The sequence below is a fragment of the Mesorhizobium sp. M1A.T.Ca.IN.004.03.1.1 genome (genome assembly GCF_003997555.1).
Classification (GTDB): Bacteria; Pseudomonadota; Alphaproteobacteria; order Rhizobiales; family Rhizobiaceae; genus Mesorhizobium.
Genome location: NZ_RZTV01000003.1, coordinates 114,753 through 132,164, shown reverse-complemented (window position 1 = coordinate 132,164; position 17,412 = coordinate 114,753). Strand labels below are relative to the sequence as shown.

At 65.6% G+C, this 17,412-nt stretch carries 21 protein-coding genes and 1 pseudogene; 11 read left to right on the top strand and 11 right to left on the bottom strand.

Annotated features, from left to right (window positions below; all coding sequences use genetic code 11):
• Positions 1 to 51: 51 nt before the first annotated feature.
• Positions 52 to 1,200: an amidohydrolase gene (locus tag EOD29_RS10815; protein WP_127246713.1), complete on the top strand. Its 1,149-nt coding sequence runs from the start codon at positions 52 to 54 to the stop codon at positions 1,198 to 1,200.
• 192 nt (positions 1,201 to 1,392) lie between these two features.
• A complete protein-coding gene (locus tag EOD29_RS10810) occupies positions 1,393 to 1,755 on the top strand; it encodes a VanZ family protein (protein ID WP_067321824.1) in 363 nt (120 codons plus the stop codon).
• 66 nt (positions 1,756 to 1,821) lie between these two features.
• Here EOD29_RS10810 and EOD29_RS10805 read toward each other — a convergent pair whose 3' ends face one another.
• Complete coding sequence (locus EOD29_RS10805; protein ID WP_127246712.1) at positions 1,822 to 2,061, bottom strand: hypothetical protein; 240 nt, start codon at positions 2,059 to 2,061, stop codon at positions 1,822 to 1,824.
• Here EOD29_RS10805 and EOD29_RS10800 point away from each other — a divergent pair.
• Positions 2,060 to 2,626, top strand: coding sequence for a DNA-3-methyladenine glycosylase (locus tag EOD29_RS10800; protein ID WP_127246711.1), 567 nt, complete (start codon positions 2,060 to 2,062; stop codon positions 2,624 to 2,626). The genes EOD29_RS10805 and EOD29_RS10800 overlap by 2 nt on opposite strands.
• An 18-nt stretch (positions 2,627 to 2,644) precedes the next feature.
• On the opposite strand, the gene EOD29_RS10795 is transcribed toward EOD29_RS10800, so the two are convergent.
• Complete coding sequence (locus tag EOD29_RS10795; RefSeq protein WP_095783366.1) at positions 2,645 to 2,935, bottom strand: DUF982 domain-containing protein; 291 nt, start codon at positions 2,933 to 2,935, stop codon at positions 2,645 to 2,647.
• A gap of 149 nt (positions 2,936 to 3,084) precedes the next feature.
• Here EOD29_RS10795 and EOD29_RS10790 point away from each other — a divergent pair, with 149 nt between their 5' ends.
• Positions 3,085 to 3,444, top strand: a complete 360-nt coding sequence (locus tag EOD29_RS10790; RefSeq protein ID WP_095824602.1) for a hypothetical protein — start codon at positions 3,085 to 3,087, stop codon at positions 3,442 to 3,444.
• A 96-nt stretch (positions 3,445 to 3,540) separates the two neighbouring features.
• Here EOD29_RS10790 and EOD29_RS10785 read toward each other — a convergent pair whose 3' ends face one another.
• Complete coding sequence (locus EOD29_RS10785) at positions 3,541 to 4,143, bottom strand: cupin (protein ID WP_127246710.1); 603 nt, start codon at positions 4,141 to 4,143, stop codon at positions 3,541 to 3,543.
• Between the two features lie 220 nt (positions 4,144 to 4,363).
• Between EOD29_RS10785 and EOD29_RS10780 the strand changes: the two genes are divergently transcribed.
• Positions 4,364 to 4,888 (top strand): hypothetical protein, encoded by a 525-nt coding sequence (locus EOD29_RS10780; protein ID WP_127246709.1) that lies wholly within the window; start codon positions 4,364 to 4,366, stop codon positions 4,886 to 4,888.
• Between the two features lie 61 nt (positions 4,889 to 4,949).
• Here the strand turns inward: EOD29_RS10780 and EOD29_RS10775 are convergent, their stop codons facing one another.
• The 5 genes and pseudogenes from EOD29_RS10775 to EOD29_RS10755 form a co-directional block, all read right to left on the bottom strand.
• Positions 4,950 to 6,146: an arabinose transporter gene (locus tag EOD29_RS10775; protein ID WP_127246708.1), complete on the bottom strand. Its 1,197-nt coding sequence runs from the start codon at positions 6,144 to 6,146 to the stop codon at positions 4,950 to 4,952.
• Positions 6,147 to 6,155: 9 nt separating this feature from the next.
• Positions 6,156 to 7,172: a zinc-dependent alcohol dehydrogenase family protein gene (locus EOD29_RS10770; RefSeq protein ID WP_127246707.1), complete on the bottom strand. Its 1,017-nt coding sequence runs from the start codon at positions 7,170 to 7,172 to the stop codon at positions 6,156 to 6,158.
• 28 nt (positions 7,173 to 7,200) lie between these two features.
• Entirely contained in the window at positions 7,201 to 7,596 is a 396-nt protein-coding gene (locus EOD29_RS10765; RefSeq protein ID WP_127246706.1) for a cupin domain-containing protein, read from the bottom strand.
• 19 nt (positions 7,597 to 7,615) lie between these two features.
• Positions 7,616 to 8,086 (bottom strand): annotated as a pseudogene (locus EOD29_RS10760) (cyclophilin-like fold protein).
• Complete coding sequence (locus EOD29_RS10755; RefSeq protein ID WP_127246704.1) at positions 8,083 to 9,273, bottom strand: MFS transporter; 1,191 nt, start codon at positions 9,271 to 9,273, stop codon at positions 8,083 to 8,085. Before EOD29_RS10755 ends, EOD29_RS10760 begins: the two are co-directional and overlap by 4 nt.
• Positions 9,274 to 9,421: 148 nt before the next feature.
• On the opposite strand from EOD29_RS10755, the gene EOD29_RS10750 reads away from it, so the two are divergent.
• The 4 genes from EOD29_RS10750 to EOD29_RS10735 all read left to right on the top strand — a co-directional run bounded on the left by EOD29_RS10750 (position 9,422) and on the right by EOD29_RS10735 (position 13,610).
• Positions 9,422 to 10,315, top strand: a complete 894-nt coding sequence (locus EOD29_RS10750; protein WP_127246703.1) for a LysR family transcriptional regulator — start codon at positions 9,422 to 9,424, stop codon at positions 10,313 to 10,315.
• Positions 10,316 to 10,462: 147 nt separating this feature from the next.
• A complete protein-coding gene (locus EOD29_RS10745; RefSeq protein ID WP_127246702.1) occupies positions 10,463 to 11,290 on the top strand; it encodes a transporter substrate-binding domain-containing protein in 828 nt (275 codons plus the stop codon).
• 49 nt (positions 11,291 to 11,339) lie between these two features.
• Positions 11,340 to 12,620 carry an FAD-binding oxidoreductase gene (locus tag EOD29_RS10740; protein ID WP_127246984.1) on the top strand — a complete coding sequence of 427 codons (1,281 nt, stop codon included), beginning with the start codon at positions 11,340 to 11,342 and terminating at the stop codon, positions 12,618 to 12,620.
• An 18-nt stretch (positions 12,621 to 12,638) separates the two neighbouring features.
• Positions 12,639 to 13,610, top strand: a complete 972-nt coding sequence (locus EOD29_RS10735) for an amino acid ABC transporter permease (RefSeq protein ID WP_127246701.1) — start codon at positions 12,639 to 12,641, stop codon at positions 13,608 to 13,610.
• Between the two features lie 2 nt (positions 13,611 to 13,612).
• Here the strand turns inward: EOD29_RS10735 and EOD29_RS10730 are convergent, their stop codons facing one another.
• Both EOD29_RS10730 and EOD29_RS10725 read right to left on the bottom strand, forming a co-directional pair.
• Positions 13,613 to 14,428, bottom strand: coding sequence for a PfkB family carbohydrate kinase (locus tag EOD29_RS10730; protein ID WP_127246700.1), 816 nt, complete (start codon positions 14,426 to 14,428; stop codon positions 13,613 to 13,615).
• Between the two features lie 45 nt (positions 14,429 to 14,473).
• Positions 14,474 to 15,487 carry an SIS domain-containing protein gene (locus EOD29_RS10725; RefSeq protein WP_127246699.1) on the bottom strand — a complete coding sequence of 338 codons (1,014 nt, stop codon included), beginning with the start codon at positions 15,485 to 15,487 and terminating at the stop codon, positions 14,474 to 14,476.
• A gap of 187 nt (positions 15,488 to 15,674) precedes the next feature.
• Here EOD29_RS10725 and EOD29_RS10720 point away from each other — a divergent pair, with 187 nt between their 5' ends.
• Positions 15,675 to 16,406 carry a GntR family transcriptional regulator gene (locus tag EOD29_RS10720; RefSeq protein WP_067322033.1) on the top strand — a complete coding sequence of 244 codons (732 nt, stop codon included), beginning with the start codon at positions 15,675 to 15,677 and terminating at the stop codon, positions 16,404 to 16,406.
• Between the two features lie 114 nt (positions 16,407 to 16,520).
• On the opposite strand, the gene EOD29_RS35915 is transcribed toward EOD29_RS10720, so the two are convergent.
• Positions 16,521 to 16,697 (bottom strand): hypothetical protein, encoded by a 177-nt coding sequence (locus tag EOD29_RS35915; protein ID WP_164763735.1) that lies wholly within the window; start codon positions 16,695 to 16,697, stop codon positions 16,521 to 16,523.
• A 139-nt stretch (positions 16,698 to 16,836) separates the two neighbouring features.
• Between EOD29_RS35915 and EOD29_RS10715 the strand changes: the two genes are divergently transcribed.
• Positions 16,837 to 17,403, top strand: a complete 567-nt coding sequence (locus tag EOD29_RS10715) for a TetR/AcrR family transcriptional regulator (protein ID WP_127246698.1) — start codon at positions 16,837 to 16,839, stop codon at positions 17,401 to 17,403.
• The last annotated feature ends 9 nt before the right edge of the window (positions 17,404 to 17,412 follow it).

The window sequence follows — 17,412 nt, the reverse complement described above, 5'->3', positions numbered from 1 at the left end:
GAGCAGAACCCTATTGTGTTTGTGTGAGCTGCAAACCACGCGGAGACGAACGTGACCCTGACCAACCGAGACCTGGTCGAGCTGACGGAATGGCGGCGCAAGCTGCATCGGCAGCCGGAAATCTCCAACGAAGAGGAGAAGACGGCGAAGGAGGTCGTCGACTTCCTCGCCGATACCGGGCCCGACAAGGTGCTGACCGGGCTCGGCGGCCATGGCGTGGCGGCGGTCTATGACAGCGGGCAAGCCGGGCCGACGGTGCTGTTTCGCTCCGAGCTCGACGCGCTGCCGATCCACGAGCTTTCGGGCGTCGCGCATGCCTCGCAGGTGCCGGGCAAGTCGCATATGTGCGGCCATGACGGGCACACAGCGATCCTGGCTGCGCTCGGCCGCCAGTTCGGGCGCCAGAGGCCGGCGCGCGGCCGCGTGGTGCTGATGTTCCAGCCGGCGGAAGAGACCGGCAATGGCGCGGCCGGCGTCGTTGCCGATCCGCGCTTTTCCGAGATCCAGCCTGACTTCGCCTTCTCGCTGCACAATCTGCCGGGCGTGCCGTTCGGCGAAGTGCGGCTCAAACCCGGCGTGGTGAATTGCGCCTCGCGCGGCATGCGGATCGTGCTCGAAGGCAAGACCGCGCATTCCTCCATGCCCGAAACCGGCAGCTCGCCGATGCTGGCGGTCAGTGAGCTGATGCCTCAATTGCCGGCGCTCGGGCGCCGCACTTTCGCCGACGACGATTTCGCTATGGTCACGGTCACCCATTGCTCGATGGGCGAAGCGGTGTTCGGCATTGCGCCCGGCTACGCCGAGGTGTGGGCGACGCTGCGCACCCGCCGCGACGAGCGCATGGCGGAGTTGGTTGCAGCGGCGGAAGCGCTGGCGGCAAGAATCGCCGCCCAACACGGCCTTTCCGTCCGCCACAACTACCACGAGATTTTCGTGGCCAGCGTCAACGCGCCGGACGCGGTGGAGCATCTCGAGCGCGCGCTGGACGAGGAAGGCGTGTCGCGCGGCGAGGAAGCCTTGCCGATGCGCGCCTCGGAGGATTTCGGCATCTTCGGCCACAGCGCCAAGTCGGCGATGTTCTTCCTCGGAGCCGGCGAGCGCTACCCGGCGCTGCACAATCCCGACTACGATTTCCCGGACGACCTGATCCCGATCGGTTCGAAGATCTTCATGCGCGCGGCGCGCAATCTGCTGGGGTGAGCGGGCTGGAAAGGAGGCGCATTCTCCGGCCGGAATTGCGTCGGACCAGAGAGACAGGGCAGTTCACCTTTTCCATGAAACGCTGAACTGAGACGGTGCGCAGGGCCGGCCGGACAGCTTTCGCTGGCGGTTTGCGTGTGCCGCGTAGCGCCCTGTATTGTTATGCCGGCTTGCCGCTTGTATGAGCGGGGAATGACCTCGATCTCCCGTCTTACCGCCCTCGTGCTGCTGGCGGCCATCACGTTTGCCACCCTCTCACCCGTCCAAATGCGCCCGCATCTCGGTGAGGCGAACATGGAACGCGCACTGGCCTATGCCCTGTTCGGCCTTGCCTTGGCCTTCGGATTCCGCGCCCGCCTGATGCACGCAATGCTGTTTGTCTGCGCCGCGGCCGGCCTATTGGAATTGCTGCAGGCGGTCGATCCCGGCCGGCATGCCCGGCTCCAGGATGCGCTCGTGAAAGCGGCGGCCGGGCTCATTGGGATTGCCTTGGCGCGGATTGTGTTTGCCGTCGCGAGCAGGGCCGTCGATCGTTCGGCAGGTCCGAGGATTTGAATCCCGGCACGGCAGCGCAGGCAATAGCCGCGCGGAACCCGCTTGGGGTTCTTCGCTGGCGCGGCGCTATCGCGCGGAAAAGGTCCGCGAGGTCGGCGACCGGATCATCAAAAACCAGCTGGCGCGGCACCGGCGCGAGAGCGCGCCCGACTCGATCTGGGCGATGCGGCGGCGCTCATCGAGACGCTCCTGGAGAACGTGGTCCACCGCGCCATCGAACGGCACCCGGTCAGCGTCGCCGGCGAACGCGCGATGGGCCAGTGCCGCAGGATGATTATGGCCTATCTGACGAGCGTTGACCGCCATGCCGCCTAGCACTCACGCCCAGCACCACAATTTCTTCGCGCGCGAAGCCGTCACGGTGGCGCGCGCCTTGATCGGCGCGCGGCTCGGCCTCGCTGGCGTCGGCGGCATCATTGTCGAGACCGAGGCCTATCGCCCCGACGATCCGGCCTCGCACAGCTATCGCGGCCGCACGCCGCGCAACGCGCCGATGTATGGCGCCCCCGGCACGGCCTATGTCTATCGCTCCTACGGCTTGCATTGGTGCCTGAATGCGGTGTGCCTGCCGGGCAGCGCCGTGCTGATCCGCGCGATCCAGCCGCAATCCGGCATCGCCGCCATGCGCGACAGGCGGGGAACCGACGATGACAGGCTGCTCTGCTCCGGCCCGGGCAAGCTCTGCCAGGCGCTGGGCGTCGACGGCTCGCATAACGGCCTGTCGCTCATCGCCCCGCCCTTCGAGTTTTCCGCCTCGGAAACCAACGCGGCCGCTATTTTGAGCGGACGCAGGATCGGCATCACGAAGGGCGTGGAGGCGCAGTGGCGGTTCGGCCTCGGCGGATCGCCTTATGTCAGCCGGAAGTTTTGACAGATCGATAGCGATCGATCACGCCGCCATCCATTCCTGCGCGGCACGCGCCGCGGCCAGTTCCATTGCTTCGGCAGCGAGAATGCCGCGCGACCTCGCGAACGCTTCGAAGGCGACGCGTGCGGCTTCGGCATCCTGTTCACCCGCGACCGCCGCCCGGCACAGCGCGAGGGTCGTTGCGTAGGTCGGGCTGCGGCTGCCCGTCCATTCGTCGAGAAACTGATAGGCCTCAAAGACGGTGTTTATCTCGCGCGGAAAGCCGAGCCCGACGAAGATTGCGACGGGCTGAGAGAAACGCTTGGCGGGCATTGGTGTGGGCTCCATGAGGTAAGCTGCTTCGACAACGCGCGTCCCGCAGGCCGGTTGCAGCTCGAAAGCGATTTTGGTTCCCGTCGACGGATGCTTGCCCGAAGCCTCCGTGTGTGTTTTCTCGCCCGCACATTAGGAAAGGCTTGCGGATGCGAATCGCAATGATCCTCGCGCTCAGCGCGGCGCTGGCTGGATGCGTGACCTCTCCGGTCGACTACGGAGCGAAGCTGTCGCAGCAGGACCCGAAATGGGCCTCGCCGGACTGCCAGCAGGCCCGCATTGCGGCCTCGGACTACGACGCGCGCGAAAAGGAGCACCCCGGCTGGGGTTTTGGCGTGCTGCTCGGCCCGTACAGCATGGGGATGGTGGCAGCCGTGAAGGAGCATGAGCAGCAACAGCGACGGCTTCTTGCCCGCCAGGTGCACCTGCAATGCTCCAGCCAGCCGTTGCCCAAGGAGCTGGATTTCGATCCGGCAACCTACGCGCCGACGAAGACGCAATATCCGTAGGCGAAAGCGCGCCGCTACTCCTGCAAATCGGCGGCCGCTGTTTCTTGTTGAAGGCGCAGGTGGGGATGGCCTCGCTTGATTGCGAGATGCTTGCATTCAGCGTTCGCCCCACGCCTTCAGCAATGGTCCGTCGCGGCCATAGACCGGGTCCTTGCGCGGCCGGCTCACCTTCGGGATCATGCGTAGCGCTTCCGCGTGCTGCTCCGGCTTGGTGCATTCGTCATAGGTGCCGGAGGGCGGATAGGCGCCGACGACGAGGAAATCGGCGGAAGCCGAGAGCCGCTGGTGACCGGTGCCGGCCGGCAGGACCGCGACGTCGCCGGCCTTGACCGTGAGCGCGCGGCCCTTGTCGCCGCCGAAGCGCACCTTGGCCGTGCCGCGCGCAATGCCCAGCACCTCATGGATGCGCGAGTGGTAGTGGACATAGTCGTAGATGCCGTTGCGCCAGCTGTCGCTCCAGCCATTCGCCTTGAATAGCTCCTCGAAGACGGCTGCCGGATCGAGATCGTCCGGCAACGTCACGGCGCCGCGGTAAACGATCAGCGGCCACGACGGATGGTTCGGAACAAGGCCGTCGTCCTTGAGGCGGAAGGCATTGGCTTTCCTCTGCCTAACCAGATCCGCGAGCCTGGACGTGGCCGGTCTTGCGATCCCGGTCAGCTTCTCGGCTGCTTTCTTGATGCTCTCGACAATGCTCAAAGCCGGGTACTCCATAAGTGCCGCTTGCAACGCCTTGCGATCTCGGCCGACCGAACTCAACCCGTGGGGACAGCCTTGGTTCCAGAGGTTGGCGACGCCCGCTCGCGGCACGAGCGACCCCCATTGCTTCCCGGCATCGCAGCGGTCAAGCTGCGGGAGGTTGCCGGCATCCCATGCCTCACGCCCCCAATGGCCGCGCGCCCTTCCCGAGGAGTTCAAAATGCGTGCATTTTGCCTTTCGACCATCGGCGTTTTCGGTTCGGTGCTGCTTGCGGCATCCGCCTTCCCGGTCCTCGCTTCAGGCAGCGCGGCGAAGGGCCAAAATCTCCATCGACTGTGCCGCCAGGTGAAGAACGACGATACGATCCGCGCCTACTCGCACGAGCTCTACGGCGGCACGGTCAAGGCGTTCAGGAAGCTCTTTCCGGACGCCAAGGGCGCGCCGGCGGAATCGGAACTGCAGGCGCAGGCCAACTACCGCTGCATGAACGGCAAGGTGCTGGCCTGCTTCGTCGGGGCAAACCTGCCCTGCGCGAAAATGAACGCCGCGCGCGACAATCCCGGCGCGGACGAATTCTGCAGGACCAACCCGAATGCCGACGTCGTGCCAGCCTTCGCGACCGGTCACGACGCGGTCTATTCCTACAAATGTCTGGACGGCAAGGCGGTGGTGACCGGCGAGACCTGGGTGCTCGACAAGCGCGGCTTTGCCGCCCGGTTGTGGGCCGAAGTGCCCCGGCACTGAGGCTGACCGAAGAGCCGATCTGACGACCTGCAGAGACGGCTTAGCGGCGGCGCGCTTTCCGTTACATCCTTGCCCGGGCTGACCTGCGGCGAAGCAAGAGCGCGATGGCCAAAGCCGGAAGTGTCGTCGCGGCGGCGGCGAGGAAGACGAACCGCAGCCCGGCGGACGCGGCGATCAGGCCGAGCGCCGGGCTGCCGAAGCCGAGCGCCACGTCGAGAAAGACGGTGTAGAGCCCCATGGCAAGGCCGCGGCTGCTTGCGGGGAGATGGGCGACCGCCTCGGCGCCGAGGCCGGGATAGACCAGCGAGTAGCCGAGCCCGGTCAGGCCCGCTCCGATGGCCGCGACGAGCGGCCCCGGTGCCAGCCAGATCGATAGAAGGCCCGCCGCCTCGACCACCACGAAGATGGCGGCGACGCGGGCGCCGCCGAGCCTGTCCGGCAGGTGGCCGAAGCACAGCCTTGCCGCGATCAGCGATGCCGCATAGGCGGTGAAGGGAAGCCACACCGGATGCCAGCCGCGCTCGGCAAAGAGCAGCGCTGCGAAGGACAGGATCGCGCCATAGCCGAGGCTGCTGAGGGCCGCTCCCACGCCCGGAAGCCAGACCGCTTGCGCGACGCTCGTCCAGGACTGCCGCGCGGCGCTGCCGGCGGCCTTGACGCCGCGCATCGGTAGAGTGGCGAGCAGTGTTGCAAGGGGCAGGACCATTGTGGCGAGAGCGATCGCGGCGAAGCCCCCGGCTTCATGGAGCGCCGACCCGATCGGCGCGCCGAGCGCCAGCGCCGCGAACATTGCCATGCCGATCCAGGCGATGACCTTGCCGGAGTTCTGTCCGCCGGCAAGCGCCAGGCCCCAGGCGACGCCGCCGGTGATGATGAAGCTCTCGGCCGCGCCCAGCACCGCCCTACCGACGAAGAGCACCGTCGCGGACGCGGTCGGCTGAGCGAGCAAGGCCAGCGAGCCGAGATAGATAAGCCCGGCCAGCGCGGCGGCGACAAGGCCGACCACGACGGCGCGCTTGCCGCCACGCAGATCAGCATAGTTTCCGGCACCAATGCGCGACAGCAGCGAGGCGACGAACTGGCTGCCCGTCACCAGCCCGACGGCGAACGGGCCGAAGCCGAGCCTGTCATGCAGATGCAGCGGCAGGACGGGCAGCGCCAGGCCGATGAGCAGGAAGCCGGCAAAGACCGCCGCCATGACGGGCAGCAATTTCGCCATCGTCCGGCTTTCGTCGGCTGCTGTGTCCGTCGCGACCATCGCCGGCGCCTAGACCTCGAGCATGACCTTGATGGCGCGCCGCTCGTCCATGGCGCGGTAGCCCTCGGCGACCTCAGTCAGCGGCAGCTTGAGGTCGAAGACCTTGCCGGGCTTGATCCTGCCCTTGAGCACGCGCTCCATCAGGTCGGGCAGGAAGCGGCGCACCGGCGCCGGGCCGCCGAGCATGCGCTTCTGGCCGAAGAACAGTTTCTGGCCGTCGAAGCTCACGCCATGCGGCACGCCGACATAGCCGATGGTGCCCCCGGGGCGCGAGCAGGCCAGCGCCTGGTCGAAGGATTCGGCCGTACCGACGCATTCCAGCACCGAGTCCGCGCCGACGCCCGCGGTCAGTTCCTTGATGCGGGCGATGCCTTCCTCGCTGCGCTCGGCCACGATGTCAGTCGCGCCGAACTCGCGCGCGAGTTTCTGGCGGCTCTCGTGCCGGCTCATGGCGATGATGCGCTGCGCGCCCATCTCGCTCGCCGCGAGCACGCCCATCAGGCCGACGGCGCCGTCGCCGACGACGACAACCGTCGATCCTTGGCGCACCTCGGCCGCATCCGCCGCATACCAGCCGGTGCCGAGCACATCCGAGACGGCCAACAAGTCAGGCACAAGGTCGGCCGGCGGAACCTCGGAAGTCGCCACCAGGGTGCCGTCGGCCAGCGGCACGCGGGCATAAGGCGCCTGCGCGCCCGACATGAACTCGCGTTGCACGCAGGAGGACTGGAAACCGAAGCGGCAATGCGGGCAGGTGTTGTCGGAGAGGCAGAAGGAGCCGACGACGAACTGGCCGGGGCGCACGTTGCGCACCTCCGCGCCGACTTCGACGACGATGCCGCAATATTCGTGGCCCATATGCATCGGGCGATCGATCGGCTGCAGCCCGCGATACGGCCACAGGTCCGAGCCGCAGATGCAGCTCGCCGAGAGCTTGATGATGGCGTCCGTCGGGCGAAGGATCTTCGGGTCCTCGATTTCCTCGCAGCGGATATCGCCGGGCTTATGAAGAACGGTTGCGAGCATTTTGCTTTCCTTTTCGTTCGATCGGTGATCAGGCGCCGTAGTCGGCGTCGCTGACATGTTCCAGCCAGTCCACGACCTTGCCGTCCTTGACCTCCTGGAGGGCAATGTGGGTCATGGCCGTCTCGGGCGACGCGCCGTGCCAATGCTTCTCGCCGGGCGCGAACCAGACGACGTCGCCGGGGCGGATCTCCTCGAGCGGCCCGCCCTCGCGCTGCACGCGGCCACGGCCGGAGACGACGATCAGCGTCTGCCCCAGCGGATGCGTATGCCAGGCGGTGCGGGCGCTGGGTTCGAAGGTGACCTGCGCGCCCTGCACCCGCGCGGCATCGAAGGGATTGAAGAGCGGATCGATCCGGACCGTGCCGGTGAACCAGTCGGAAGGCCCCTTGCCGGACGGCCTCGTGCCAGCGCGAAGAATGTCCATGGTGATCTCCTTTGCGTTCTCACATGCGTTCGATGCGCAGCGGGAACTCGCCGCGTATGTGCAGGGCCTCTTCGCCCCCCGTCGAAGCGGCCGAGCCTGATCAGCCCGGGATGGCGGTAGTCGGCGTAGAACATCGCCAGATTGCCCAGGGCACGAAGTAGCAGAGGTCATAGGGCTGCTCGTTGCCGAACGGGCCGCTGCCCTCTTCGGTCAGCTTGCGCGGCAGATAGGCGATCTTCTCGTTATGCGCGTAGTCGTCGATCGTGAGATCGAGCGGCAGCATGGAAAAGAAATCGCGTGCCGAAGGATTGTCGTAGAGCGTGGCCGTCATGGTTCGGCCATCGAATGTCATTCTGGTCTTCATGTCGGCGGGTTCCTGGCTGGCCGGGCCCCTGCCCTGCTGGCTGCGGGCGCGCCGCGGCAGGAGCGTTGATGCGAACGCGGCGCCGAGCAATGCGCGGCGACTGAGCCTGGGATGGCCGGTCGTCATGGCACGGCCCTCCCGCCCATGCGCGATGCGGCGAACGCGGCGAGCGCCGATCCGCAAAGCAGCGCCGCGCCGAAGGCAAAGGCTCCCCACCAGCCGACCGTGTCGAAAAGCGTGCCGCCCATCGCGGCGCCGCCGGTAATGGCAAGCTGGATGACGGCCACCTGCAACCCGCCGCCGGCCTCAGCGTCTTCAGGCAGCGTGCGGCTGAGCCAGGTGCCCCAGCCGACGGGCGCGGCCGTGCCGAAGAAACCCCAGACGAAAAGCAGCAGGGCCGTGGGAAGGGGTATTGCGCCGAGGGCGATGAGCGCGAGCGCAAGCACGGCCATGACCAGCGGAATGACGATCAGGATGCTGAACAGACGCGCGCGCAGCAGCCGGCCGATGCACCAGGTGCCGCCGACGCCCGCGAGCCCCATGACCAGCAGGATCGCCGAAAGCGTCGCGACGTCGACCTGGGTGACCCTTTCGAGGAAGGGACGCAGATAGGTGAAGAGCGCGAACTGGCCCATGAACAGCATCATGACCGATGCCATGCCGATGGCGACCGGAGGACGGCCGAGAAGAGCTAGGCTGTTGCCCGGCCGCTTTCGCCGGCGCGGCGGGAGCGGTGGCAGGCTGAGCCACTGCCAGACGAGCGCCAGGAACCCGAGCGGCACGACCAGGAAGAACGCGCCGCGCCAACCGGCATAGGCCCCAAGCAGGCTGCCCAGCGGCGCGGCAATGGTGGCCGCGACGGCGTTGCCGGCGTTCAGCATGGCGAGGCCCTTAGGGACCTGCTCCTCGGGGACGAGGCGCATGACGATCGCGGTCGACATCGACCAGAAGCCGCCGATCGCCATGCCGAGCAGCGCGCGGCCGGCCATTAGGAACGCGTAGTTGGGGGCGAAGGTGACGGCAAGCCCGGACGCGATGAGAAGCACAGTGAAGCCGGTGACTACCAGCCTGCGATCGATGCGGCGCGTCAGGCCGGCGACCAGCAGGCTGGTCACGACAGCGAAAATGCCCGAAATCGAGATCGCCTGGCCCGCCCGACCCTCGGTGATACCGAGATCGGTCGCGATCGGCGACAGCAGGCTGACCGGCATGAACTCCGAGGCGATGAGCACCGAAACGCAAAGCGCCATCGAGAGCACCGCGCCCCGCATGGCGCGGTCTTCGACAAGCCTTGTGTCGTAAGTGGTTTCCATTCGGGGGCATCCTTGCAAGCGGGGCGCCGGAATCGGCCACGGCCGCCGCGACCTGCCCGGAAGATATTGCAGTGCAACCAATTCGATTAGAGCAGATAATCCGTATGGACTTATCGACCTGTGATATAAATCGATCAGGAGGTTCTCCATGCAGCGCGGCGACATGAAAGATTTGCTGTGGTTCCTGGCTGTCGCCCGGGAGCGCAGCTTCACCAGGGCGGCGGCGGAACTCGGCACGTCACAGTCGACGCTCAGCCACACCATCAAGCAGCTGGAAGCCCGCCTCGGCGTTCGCCTGCTTACGCGCACGACGCGAAGCGTGGCGCCGACGGAAGCCGGCGAGCGGCTCTACCAGTCGCTCGCCCCACGCTTCGAGGAAATCGAGGCGGATCTCGCGGGTCTGGTCGCCTTCCGAGACAAGCCCGCTGGCACGGTACGCATCACGCTGTCCGACCATGCGCTGCAGACGACGGTCTGGCCGAAGCTCGAGCCGATGCTCTGCGACTATCCCGACTTGCGCGTCGAGCTCTACAGCGACAACGGCATGCGCAACATCGTGGAGGAGCGCTTCGACGCCGGCGTGCGGCTTGGCGAGAGCGTCGACAGGGACATGATCGCGGTGCGGATCGGCCCCGACTGGCGGCTGGTGGCCATCGCCTCGCCGGAGTATTTCTCCCGCCGCCCAGTCCCGAGGACACCGCAGGATCTGGTCGGGCATGACTGCATCGGCCTGCGGCAGGCGACGTTTGGCGGGCTCTATACCTGGGAGTTCGAGAAGAAGGGCCGCGAGCTTCGGGTCCGGGTCGATGGCCAGCTGACCTTCAACTCGACCCTGCCGATGATCGATGCGGCGCTAAGCGGCTACGGCATCGCTTATGTCCCGGAAAACCTCGTCAGCCGCCACATCGCGGACGGGCGGCTGACGCTCGTGCTCGATGATTGGAGCCTGCCCTTTCCGGGCTATCACCTCTATTATCCGAGCCGGCGGCAGCTTTCTCCGGCGATGGCAGTCGTCGTCGAGGCGCTTCGGCATCGGAGTTGAGCCTGGGGCCGGGGCGGCACGAGCGCCGAGCAGTGGACGTTCATTGCAGGCTAAACTCGGCAATGCCCGACAAAAGATGCTTGACTCGCCCTGCCCCTTCCGGACAATTTGCGTTGTCAGACATCTTACATACGAGAGGGAGGTTTCGTGAGGAGATTGATCGCTTGTTTCGCGCTGGCTGCCGGCGCGCTCGCATTCGTGTCGGCAGCGCGAGCGGGAGAAACCCTGGATCGCGTCACATCCAAGAAGGCCATGGTGGTCGCGACCAACAGCGGCTGGCCGCCGCAGAGCTTTCTCGACGAAAGCAACCAGTTGGTGGGTTTTGATATCGACGTCTCGAAAGCGATCGCCAAGCGTCTGGGCGTGGAGGTCAGCTTCGAGACGCCCGACTGGGCCACAATGACCGGCGGCCACTGGCAAGGCCGCTACGACCTCGGCGTCGGCTCGGTGACGCCGACCAAGGCCCGGGCCAACGTGATCGATTTCGCCGGCATCTATTATTACAGCCCGTATGTTTATGTGGTCCACAAGGACAGCAAGGCGAAGTCCGTGAACGACCTGAACGGCAAGGTGATCGGTGTCGAAACCGCCACGACTTCGGAAGATTTCATCCGCCGTCAGCTGGAGATCGACGCTCCGGGCCTTCCGCCAGTCGAATATAAGCTGCAACCGGGCGAGATCCGGACCTTTGCCGATTCCATGCTGCCATTCGACGATTTGAGACTTGGGGACGACGTGCGGCTCGACGCAGTCATCGCGCCCGAGCAGACCGCCCAGAACGCCATCAAGAACGGGTATCCGCTGCGCATCCTTGAGGGCGACTACGCCTTCCGCGAGCCGCTGGTGGTGATCGCGGACAAGGGTGACGCCGAGTGGACCACCAAGGTCGGCGGCACCATCGACGAGATGAAAAAGGACGGCACGCTCGCCACGCTGACCACCAAATGGTACGGCAAGAACTACAGCACCGACTGACGTTCTTCGCGGGCGGCTTTCAAGGCCGCCCGCTCTCATGCGATTCATCATGACCTATCCCGATACTTACTATCGCCGAACGCTTGCCGACGAGAAGGTCAGACCACCATTGGCGGGTCTGGCCCAATGCGACACGGTCATTGTCGGCGGCGGACTGGCCGGTCTGACGACGGCGCTGCAGCTGGCCCGCGCCGGGCGCGAAGTCGTCCTGCTCGAAGCCGAGCGCGTCGGCTTCGGCGCCTCGGGCCGCAACGGCGGCTTCGTCAGCCCCGGCTTCGCCACCGGCAGCGACAATATCGCCGCGATGGCCGGCACCGCGGCGGCACAGAAGCTGCACCGATTGTCGATCGAAGGCGTCGAATTCGTGCGGCAGACGATCAAGGATCTCGACATCAAGGCGGCAAAGCCTCGCCCCGGAATTATCGGCGTGCTTCGCCATGACGGCGGCGCCGAACTGAAGGCCCACGCCGAACGGCTGGCGCGGGATTTCGACTATCCGCTCGAATATCTCGAGCGTGACCAGGTGCGCGCGGTGCTGCAGTCCGAGCGCTACTATCAGGGCCTGCGCGACCCCAACGCCTTCCACATGCATCCGCTCAACTATCTGCGCTCCGTCGCCGAGGAGATCGAGCGGCTGGGCGGCAGGATCCACGAGGCGTCGAGCGCCGTCGAGGCGAGACTCGACGGCCCGCAAAAGACCATGCGCACAGCAAACGGCGAAGTACGCGCGCGGCAGGCGGTGTTCGCCACCGGCGGCTACACAGGACGGCTGCTCGGCCAGTTGAGGCGGGCCATGTTGCCGATTGCGACCTATGTGATGCTGAGCGAGGAGGCCCCGGAGCTCATCGCCAGCGCCATCGCGACGACCGACGGCATAGGCGATAGCCGCCGCGCCGGCGACTACTACCGGGTCGTGGAAGACGGGCGGCGGCTGCTCTGGGGTGGGCGCATCACCACGCGGGCCGCTTCGCCGGCGGCGCTGGCCTGGGAATTGCGCCGGGAGATGGTCGGAACCTATCCTCAGCTCGCTGCGCTCAAGACCGAACTCGCCTGGTCGGGGCTGATGGCCTACGCCCGGCACCTGATGCCCCAGATCGGACAGCTGCAGCCAGGCGTCTGGTATCTCACGGCGTTTGGCGGCCATGGCATCAACACCACCGCCATGGCCGGCAAGGTGGTGGCCGAGGCAATACTAGGCCAGTCGGACCGTTACCGGCTGTTCGAACGGTTCGGACTGACCTGGGCGGGCGGGCCGGTCGGGCTTGCCGCGGCGCAACTCACCTATTGGAAGCTACAGGCGCAGGATTGGTGGCGCGAACGCCCCCGCTGACCACAGGGAGATCGACAGGTGATCGGCAGACTGCTGCTCAATTATCCGGACGCCGCGCGTCGCATCGGCATGTGCCTGGCGCTCGCCGCGTTCGCTGCAGGCCTCTACGGGCTTGGCATCAAGGCCGACTGGATCGGCAAGCTGGTTCCGAGCTCCCTCGAATGGCTTGCCGCCAATCCCGTGGCAGCGCGAGGCGTTTCGGCGGTGCTGATCGCGCTGATCGCGGCGGCCAACTGGAAAGCCCTGCAGCAACTCGGGCGCAAACAGCAGATCGTGGCGGTGTGGATCGAGCTGTTCGTGCTGCTGATGCTGTTCTTCTATTCCTTCGACCTGTCGTTCTCTTTCATTGCCAGGAAGATCGGCTTCCTCGTCTCGCAGGGCGTGGTGACGACGCTCTACATCTCCGCCATTTCGATCGCCATCGCCACGGTCATCGCCTTCATCGGCGCCATAGCCAAGCTCTCCAAGAACGGCGTTGTCTATGGCCTGGCAACGTTCTACACCTCGCTGTTCCGCGGGCTGCCGTTGCTGATGCAGATCTACATCATCTATCTCGGCCTGCCGCAGGTCGGCTACGTGATCGGGGCCGTGCCCGCCGGCATCATGGCGCTGTCGCTTTGCTACGGCGCCTACATGACCGAGATTTTCCGCGCCGGCATCGAAAGCATTCCGCGCGGCCAGACCGAGGGCGCCACCGCGCTTGGCCTCAGCCCCAACCAGACGATGTTCCTGGTGATCCTGCCGCAAGCGATGCGCGTCATCGTGCCCCCGACCGGCAACCAGTTCATCGCGATGCTGAAGGATTCCTCGCTGATTTCGGTGGTCGGCGTATGGGAGATCATGTATATGGCGCGCACGCAGGGCCAGACCGAGTTCCGGCACATCGAGATGCTGATCACCGCCTCGATGATCTACTGGCTGCTGTCGATCGGGCTCGAATTCCTGCAGTCCCGCATCGAGGAACGGTTCGGGCGCTCGCTGAAGCGCTGACTTCAGTGCGGCATTCCCTCCTGGGGGAAGCCGCCGAGATGGCAGCAGGTCAGCGCGGCGCGATCGCGGCCGCTTTCGAGACATTGCAACAGCGGCTTTTTGGCCAGCCAGGCGTGGAGAAAGCCGGCAATGAAACTGTCGCCGGCGCCGGTCGTGTCGACGACCTCGACCGGACGGATGCCGGTCTCGGCGCGCTCGCGGGCAGTGAACGCCATCGACCCCTCGGCACCGCGCATGACGACGGCGCAGCCTGCGCCGCGCGACAGAAGATCCGCCGCCATCGCCGCCGCGGCACCATAGGGTTCGCCGGTCGAGCAGAAGGCTATGCTCAGGCCCTCGACGCCGAGATTGGCCGGATCGGCGTTGACCGAAATGTCCTGCGAGACGCTGACGCCTGCCCGCGACAGGCGCCTGCGCAAGGCGCCGCCGTCATCCAGCCAGCCGATATGCACGTGATCCATCGCCTCCAGGATCGCAAGTTCGGCCTCGTGCGGCGCGTATCCGGCGCAGGCGCCGAAATCCTCGGCGGCGATCAGCCGCTCACCTGACGGCAACACTTTGATGTCGGTCCAGGCGGTGTTGCGGTCGCCGACTCGCAGGTGGTCGACCACGACCCGATTGGCTTCGAGCTCGGCGCGGGTGCGCTCGCCTACGGCGTCGCGGCCGACGGCGCCGAAATAGAAGCTCCTATTGCCAAGCCGGGCGAGCTGGACGGCGACGTTGAGCGCGTTGCCGCCGACCAGCGAGCGCCCAATCGGCAAGCCGAGGCGGTCAGTGCAATTGTCGCCGACGGCGGCAAATCGAAATTGAGCCGTCATATCCCCTCTGCTACGCCATGAAGCGCTGCCGCTAAAGGCACGCGCTCAATAGGCTACGCGTTTGTAGTAGCGGCGCGTCGTCAGCGGGTGCTTGCGGATCACCTCGAGATGAGCACTGACGCGTTCGAGGGCGGTGGCCAGCACGACCGGCGAAACCAGCGCGCGCACGTCCGCAGAAATGCCGGGCAGTTCGAAGGCGGCCGTGTCGAGCACCGTCGACTTGTCCGTGTAGTTAGCTGCGAAATTCTCGACCCGCTCGGCCAGCGGCCGGGCGCTGTCCTCGCCCTTGAAGAGAACAACGCTCACGTCTTTTTCCACCAGCTCCAGCGTGCCGTGGAAAAAATCGGAGGCATGCACCGGACGGGTTCGGATCCATTGCATCTCTTCCAGGATGCACATGCCGTAATACCAAGCCTGCGGCCAGACGTTCCCGGCGCCGGTTATGATGTGATAGTCGGAGGCGGCCAGTTTTTGGGCGAAGTCGGCGGCTTGCTTTTCATAGCTCCGCTTCACCTCCAGCAGCGATCGCGGCAACTGCGCCAGCTCGGCGAAAATCCGTTCGGATTCGGCCATCTCGCCGCGATGCTTCAGCACCGAGAGCGCGATGAACAGCGACTGGAGGTAGAAGGACTCGCAGGAGGTGTCGTCCTCAGCGAAGTTGACGAAGACGTGGTCCCCGCCCCTGCCGAGCGGCGTCTCCTCATGCCCGACCAGCGTGATCACCGTCGCTCCGATCTCCTTGATCCTAGCCAGCAGCGCCACGCTTTCCTTGGTGGTGCCCGAGAGCGAAGGCAGCACGACGATCGACTTCTCGGTCAGGTGCACGGATTGGGCAAGCTGCAGCTCGGCAGTGATATCGACGAAGGCGGGAAAGCCGGACCGGCGCTGCAGCAATTGCGCGGCCGGATGCATCAGAATCGCCGCGCCGCCGGTGCCGAGGAAGAAGATGTTTTGAGCCCCGCCGGCGAGACATTGCGCAACGGCGGTTTCGATGCGCTCCCGCAGAGCCACCGCCCCCGATTGAATGCGTACAAACCGGGCTTCGTCGAAACTGAGCATCGTTCCCTCGATCGCTTCTGTTGTAAGACAACTGACATCTCAATGAGCGCATTTCAAGAGAAATTTTGCGGACCGGCTTCGGTCCATTTGCGTATGCAGCAAAGTCAGGCGCCACGACATGCCCCGCTTGACCTAGCCGCGATTGTCCGACAACAAAAGGAGAGTTGGCACAATGGGGATAAAGGACTTGGACGAGCCGCTTCGCGATGCGCGCACACTGGCGGTCCAGCTCCGCGACCGCCTTGCCGACCTGATCAGAAGCGAGGGGCTCAAGCCCGGCGACCGGCTGCCGACCGAGTCGCAGTTGACGCAGCGCTTCCGCATCTCGCGCCCTGCCCTGCGCGAAGCGCTGAAACTTCTCGAACAGGACGGCGCCATTTCCGTCACCCACGGCCTCGGCCGCTTTGTCACGGCGAACTCTGCCGTGCAGGTCGACCGGCCGATCACCATGTTCGAAAGCGTGACCGACATGTCGCGCCATTATGGCTACGACACCATCAACAAGGTTCTGTCGATCGCCGAGGAAACGCCCGATCCGGTGATCCAGCAGCAATTGCGGCTGGCCGACGGAGAGCGCGTCATAAGGCTTGAACGGCTGCGGCTGCACAACGACGTGCCCCTGATCTACTCGCTGGATTACGTGCCGCGCGGCCTTTTGCCCGGCCGCCTTTTCGACATCGAATGGAGTGGTTCGCTGCTCGCGCTGTTGGAGAAAAACCGCCATCAGCCGCGTATGTCGGCCGCCTCGGTTTCAGCCGTGACGCTGCCGGACGAAATCGTGCAACGCAACGACCTGCGCGATTTTGGGCCGGCGCTGCTCATTACGGAAACCTGTTTCGATGCGACCGGGACACCGGTCGTCTATGCCGCAGTCTATCATCGCGGCAGCCATTTCGCCTTCAGCTTCGCAAGGCGGTGACGCCCAACGCCGGCGATTCGGGCCGGCGACGGCGGTGTTCGCCGGGACGCTGCCGATTGGGAATTGAGTTCGAGAATAGCCTTCGAATAGGTCCTCTGGTCCACGCGTCTTTTGTTAGGTCCTGGCCAACGCTCTGAGACTCTTGTCCGGCAGCTTGCCAGGCCGCGATCCGTGGCAGTCCGGCAGCGTTGCGTTCATCTGCATGTCGCCCACGGTCGAGACCGTCACCTCCCCGCCGGATCTCGAGAGCGCGTAGAGCTGTTCGCGGTGGCCCGGCAAGGAGAAGCTCACGGAATCCCGGTCGGCGGGCGCATCTGGCCTGCCGCAAACCTACGCTCGACGAGCCGCCTATCCCGGATCCTAATTAGATTGCGCTCAGTCTCTAAATGGCATATAGATTTCGTACGCAATCTAAATATGGAAGCCGATCATGCGCGTGAGCCGCATTCAGGCTGAGAAGAACCGGCAGACCGTGATCGACGTGGCCAGCCGCCTTTTTCGGGAACATGGGCTCGACGGCATCGGCCTCAAGGATCTGATGAAGGGTGCCGGGCTGACCCAAGGCGCCTTCTACAAGCAGTTCGCGTCGAAGGAGGACTTGGTCGCACAGGCTTCCAGACGGGCGGTGGAGAGTACGGCTGCCCGATGGGCGGCGGCGACCGCAGCCAATCCCAGCGATCCGTTTGGGGCGGTGATGGCATTTTACCTCAGCATGGGCCATCGCGAGCAAAGGATGGACGGCTGCCCGGTCGCGGCGCTCGGCTCGGATGCCGCGAGACAGGGGGCCGACGTGAAAGGGTCGTTCGAAGCCGGCATCAAACAGTATCTCGAAATCATCGGCCGGTTGATTGGCGAAGAGCCCAACAGCAAGGCCATGGCCATTCTTTCGACGATGGTCGGCGCGCTGACATTGTCGCGCGTGGTCAACGATCCCGACCTCGCTCAGGCCTTTCTGGATGCGGCGGCCGAACAGGTTCGCGACGCAGTCACGGCTTGAACCGCGCGG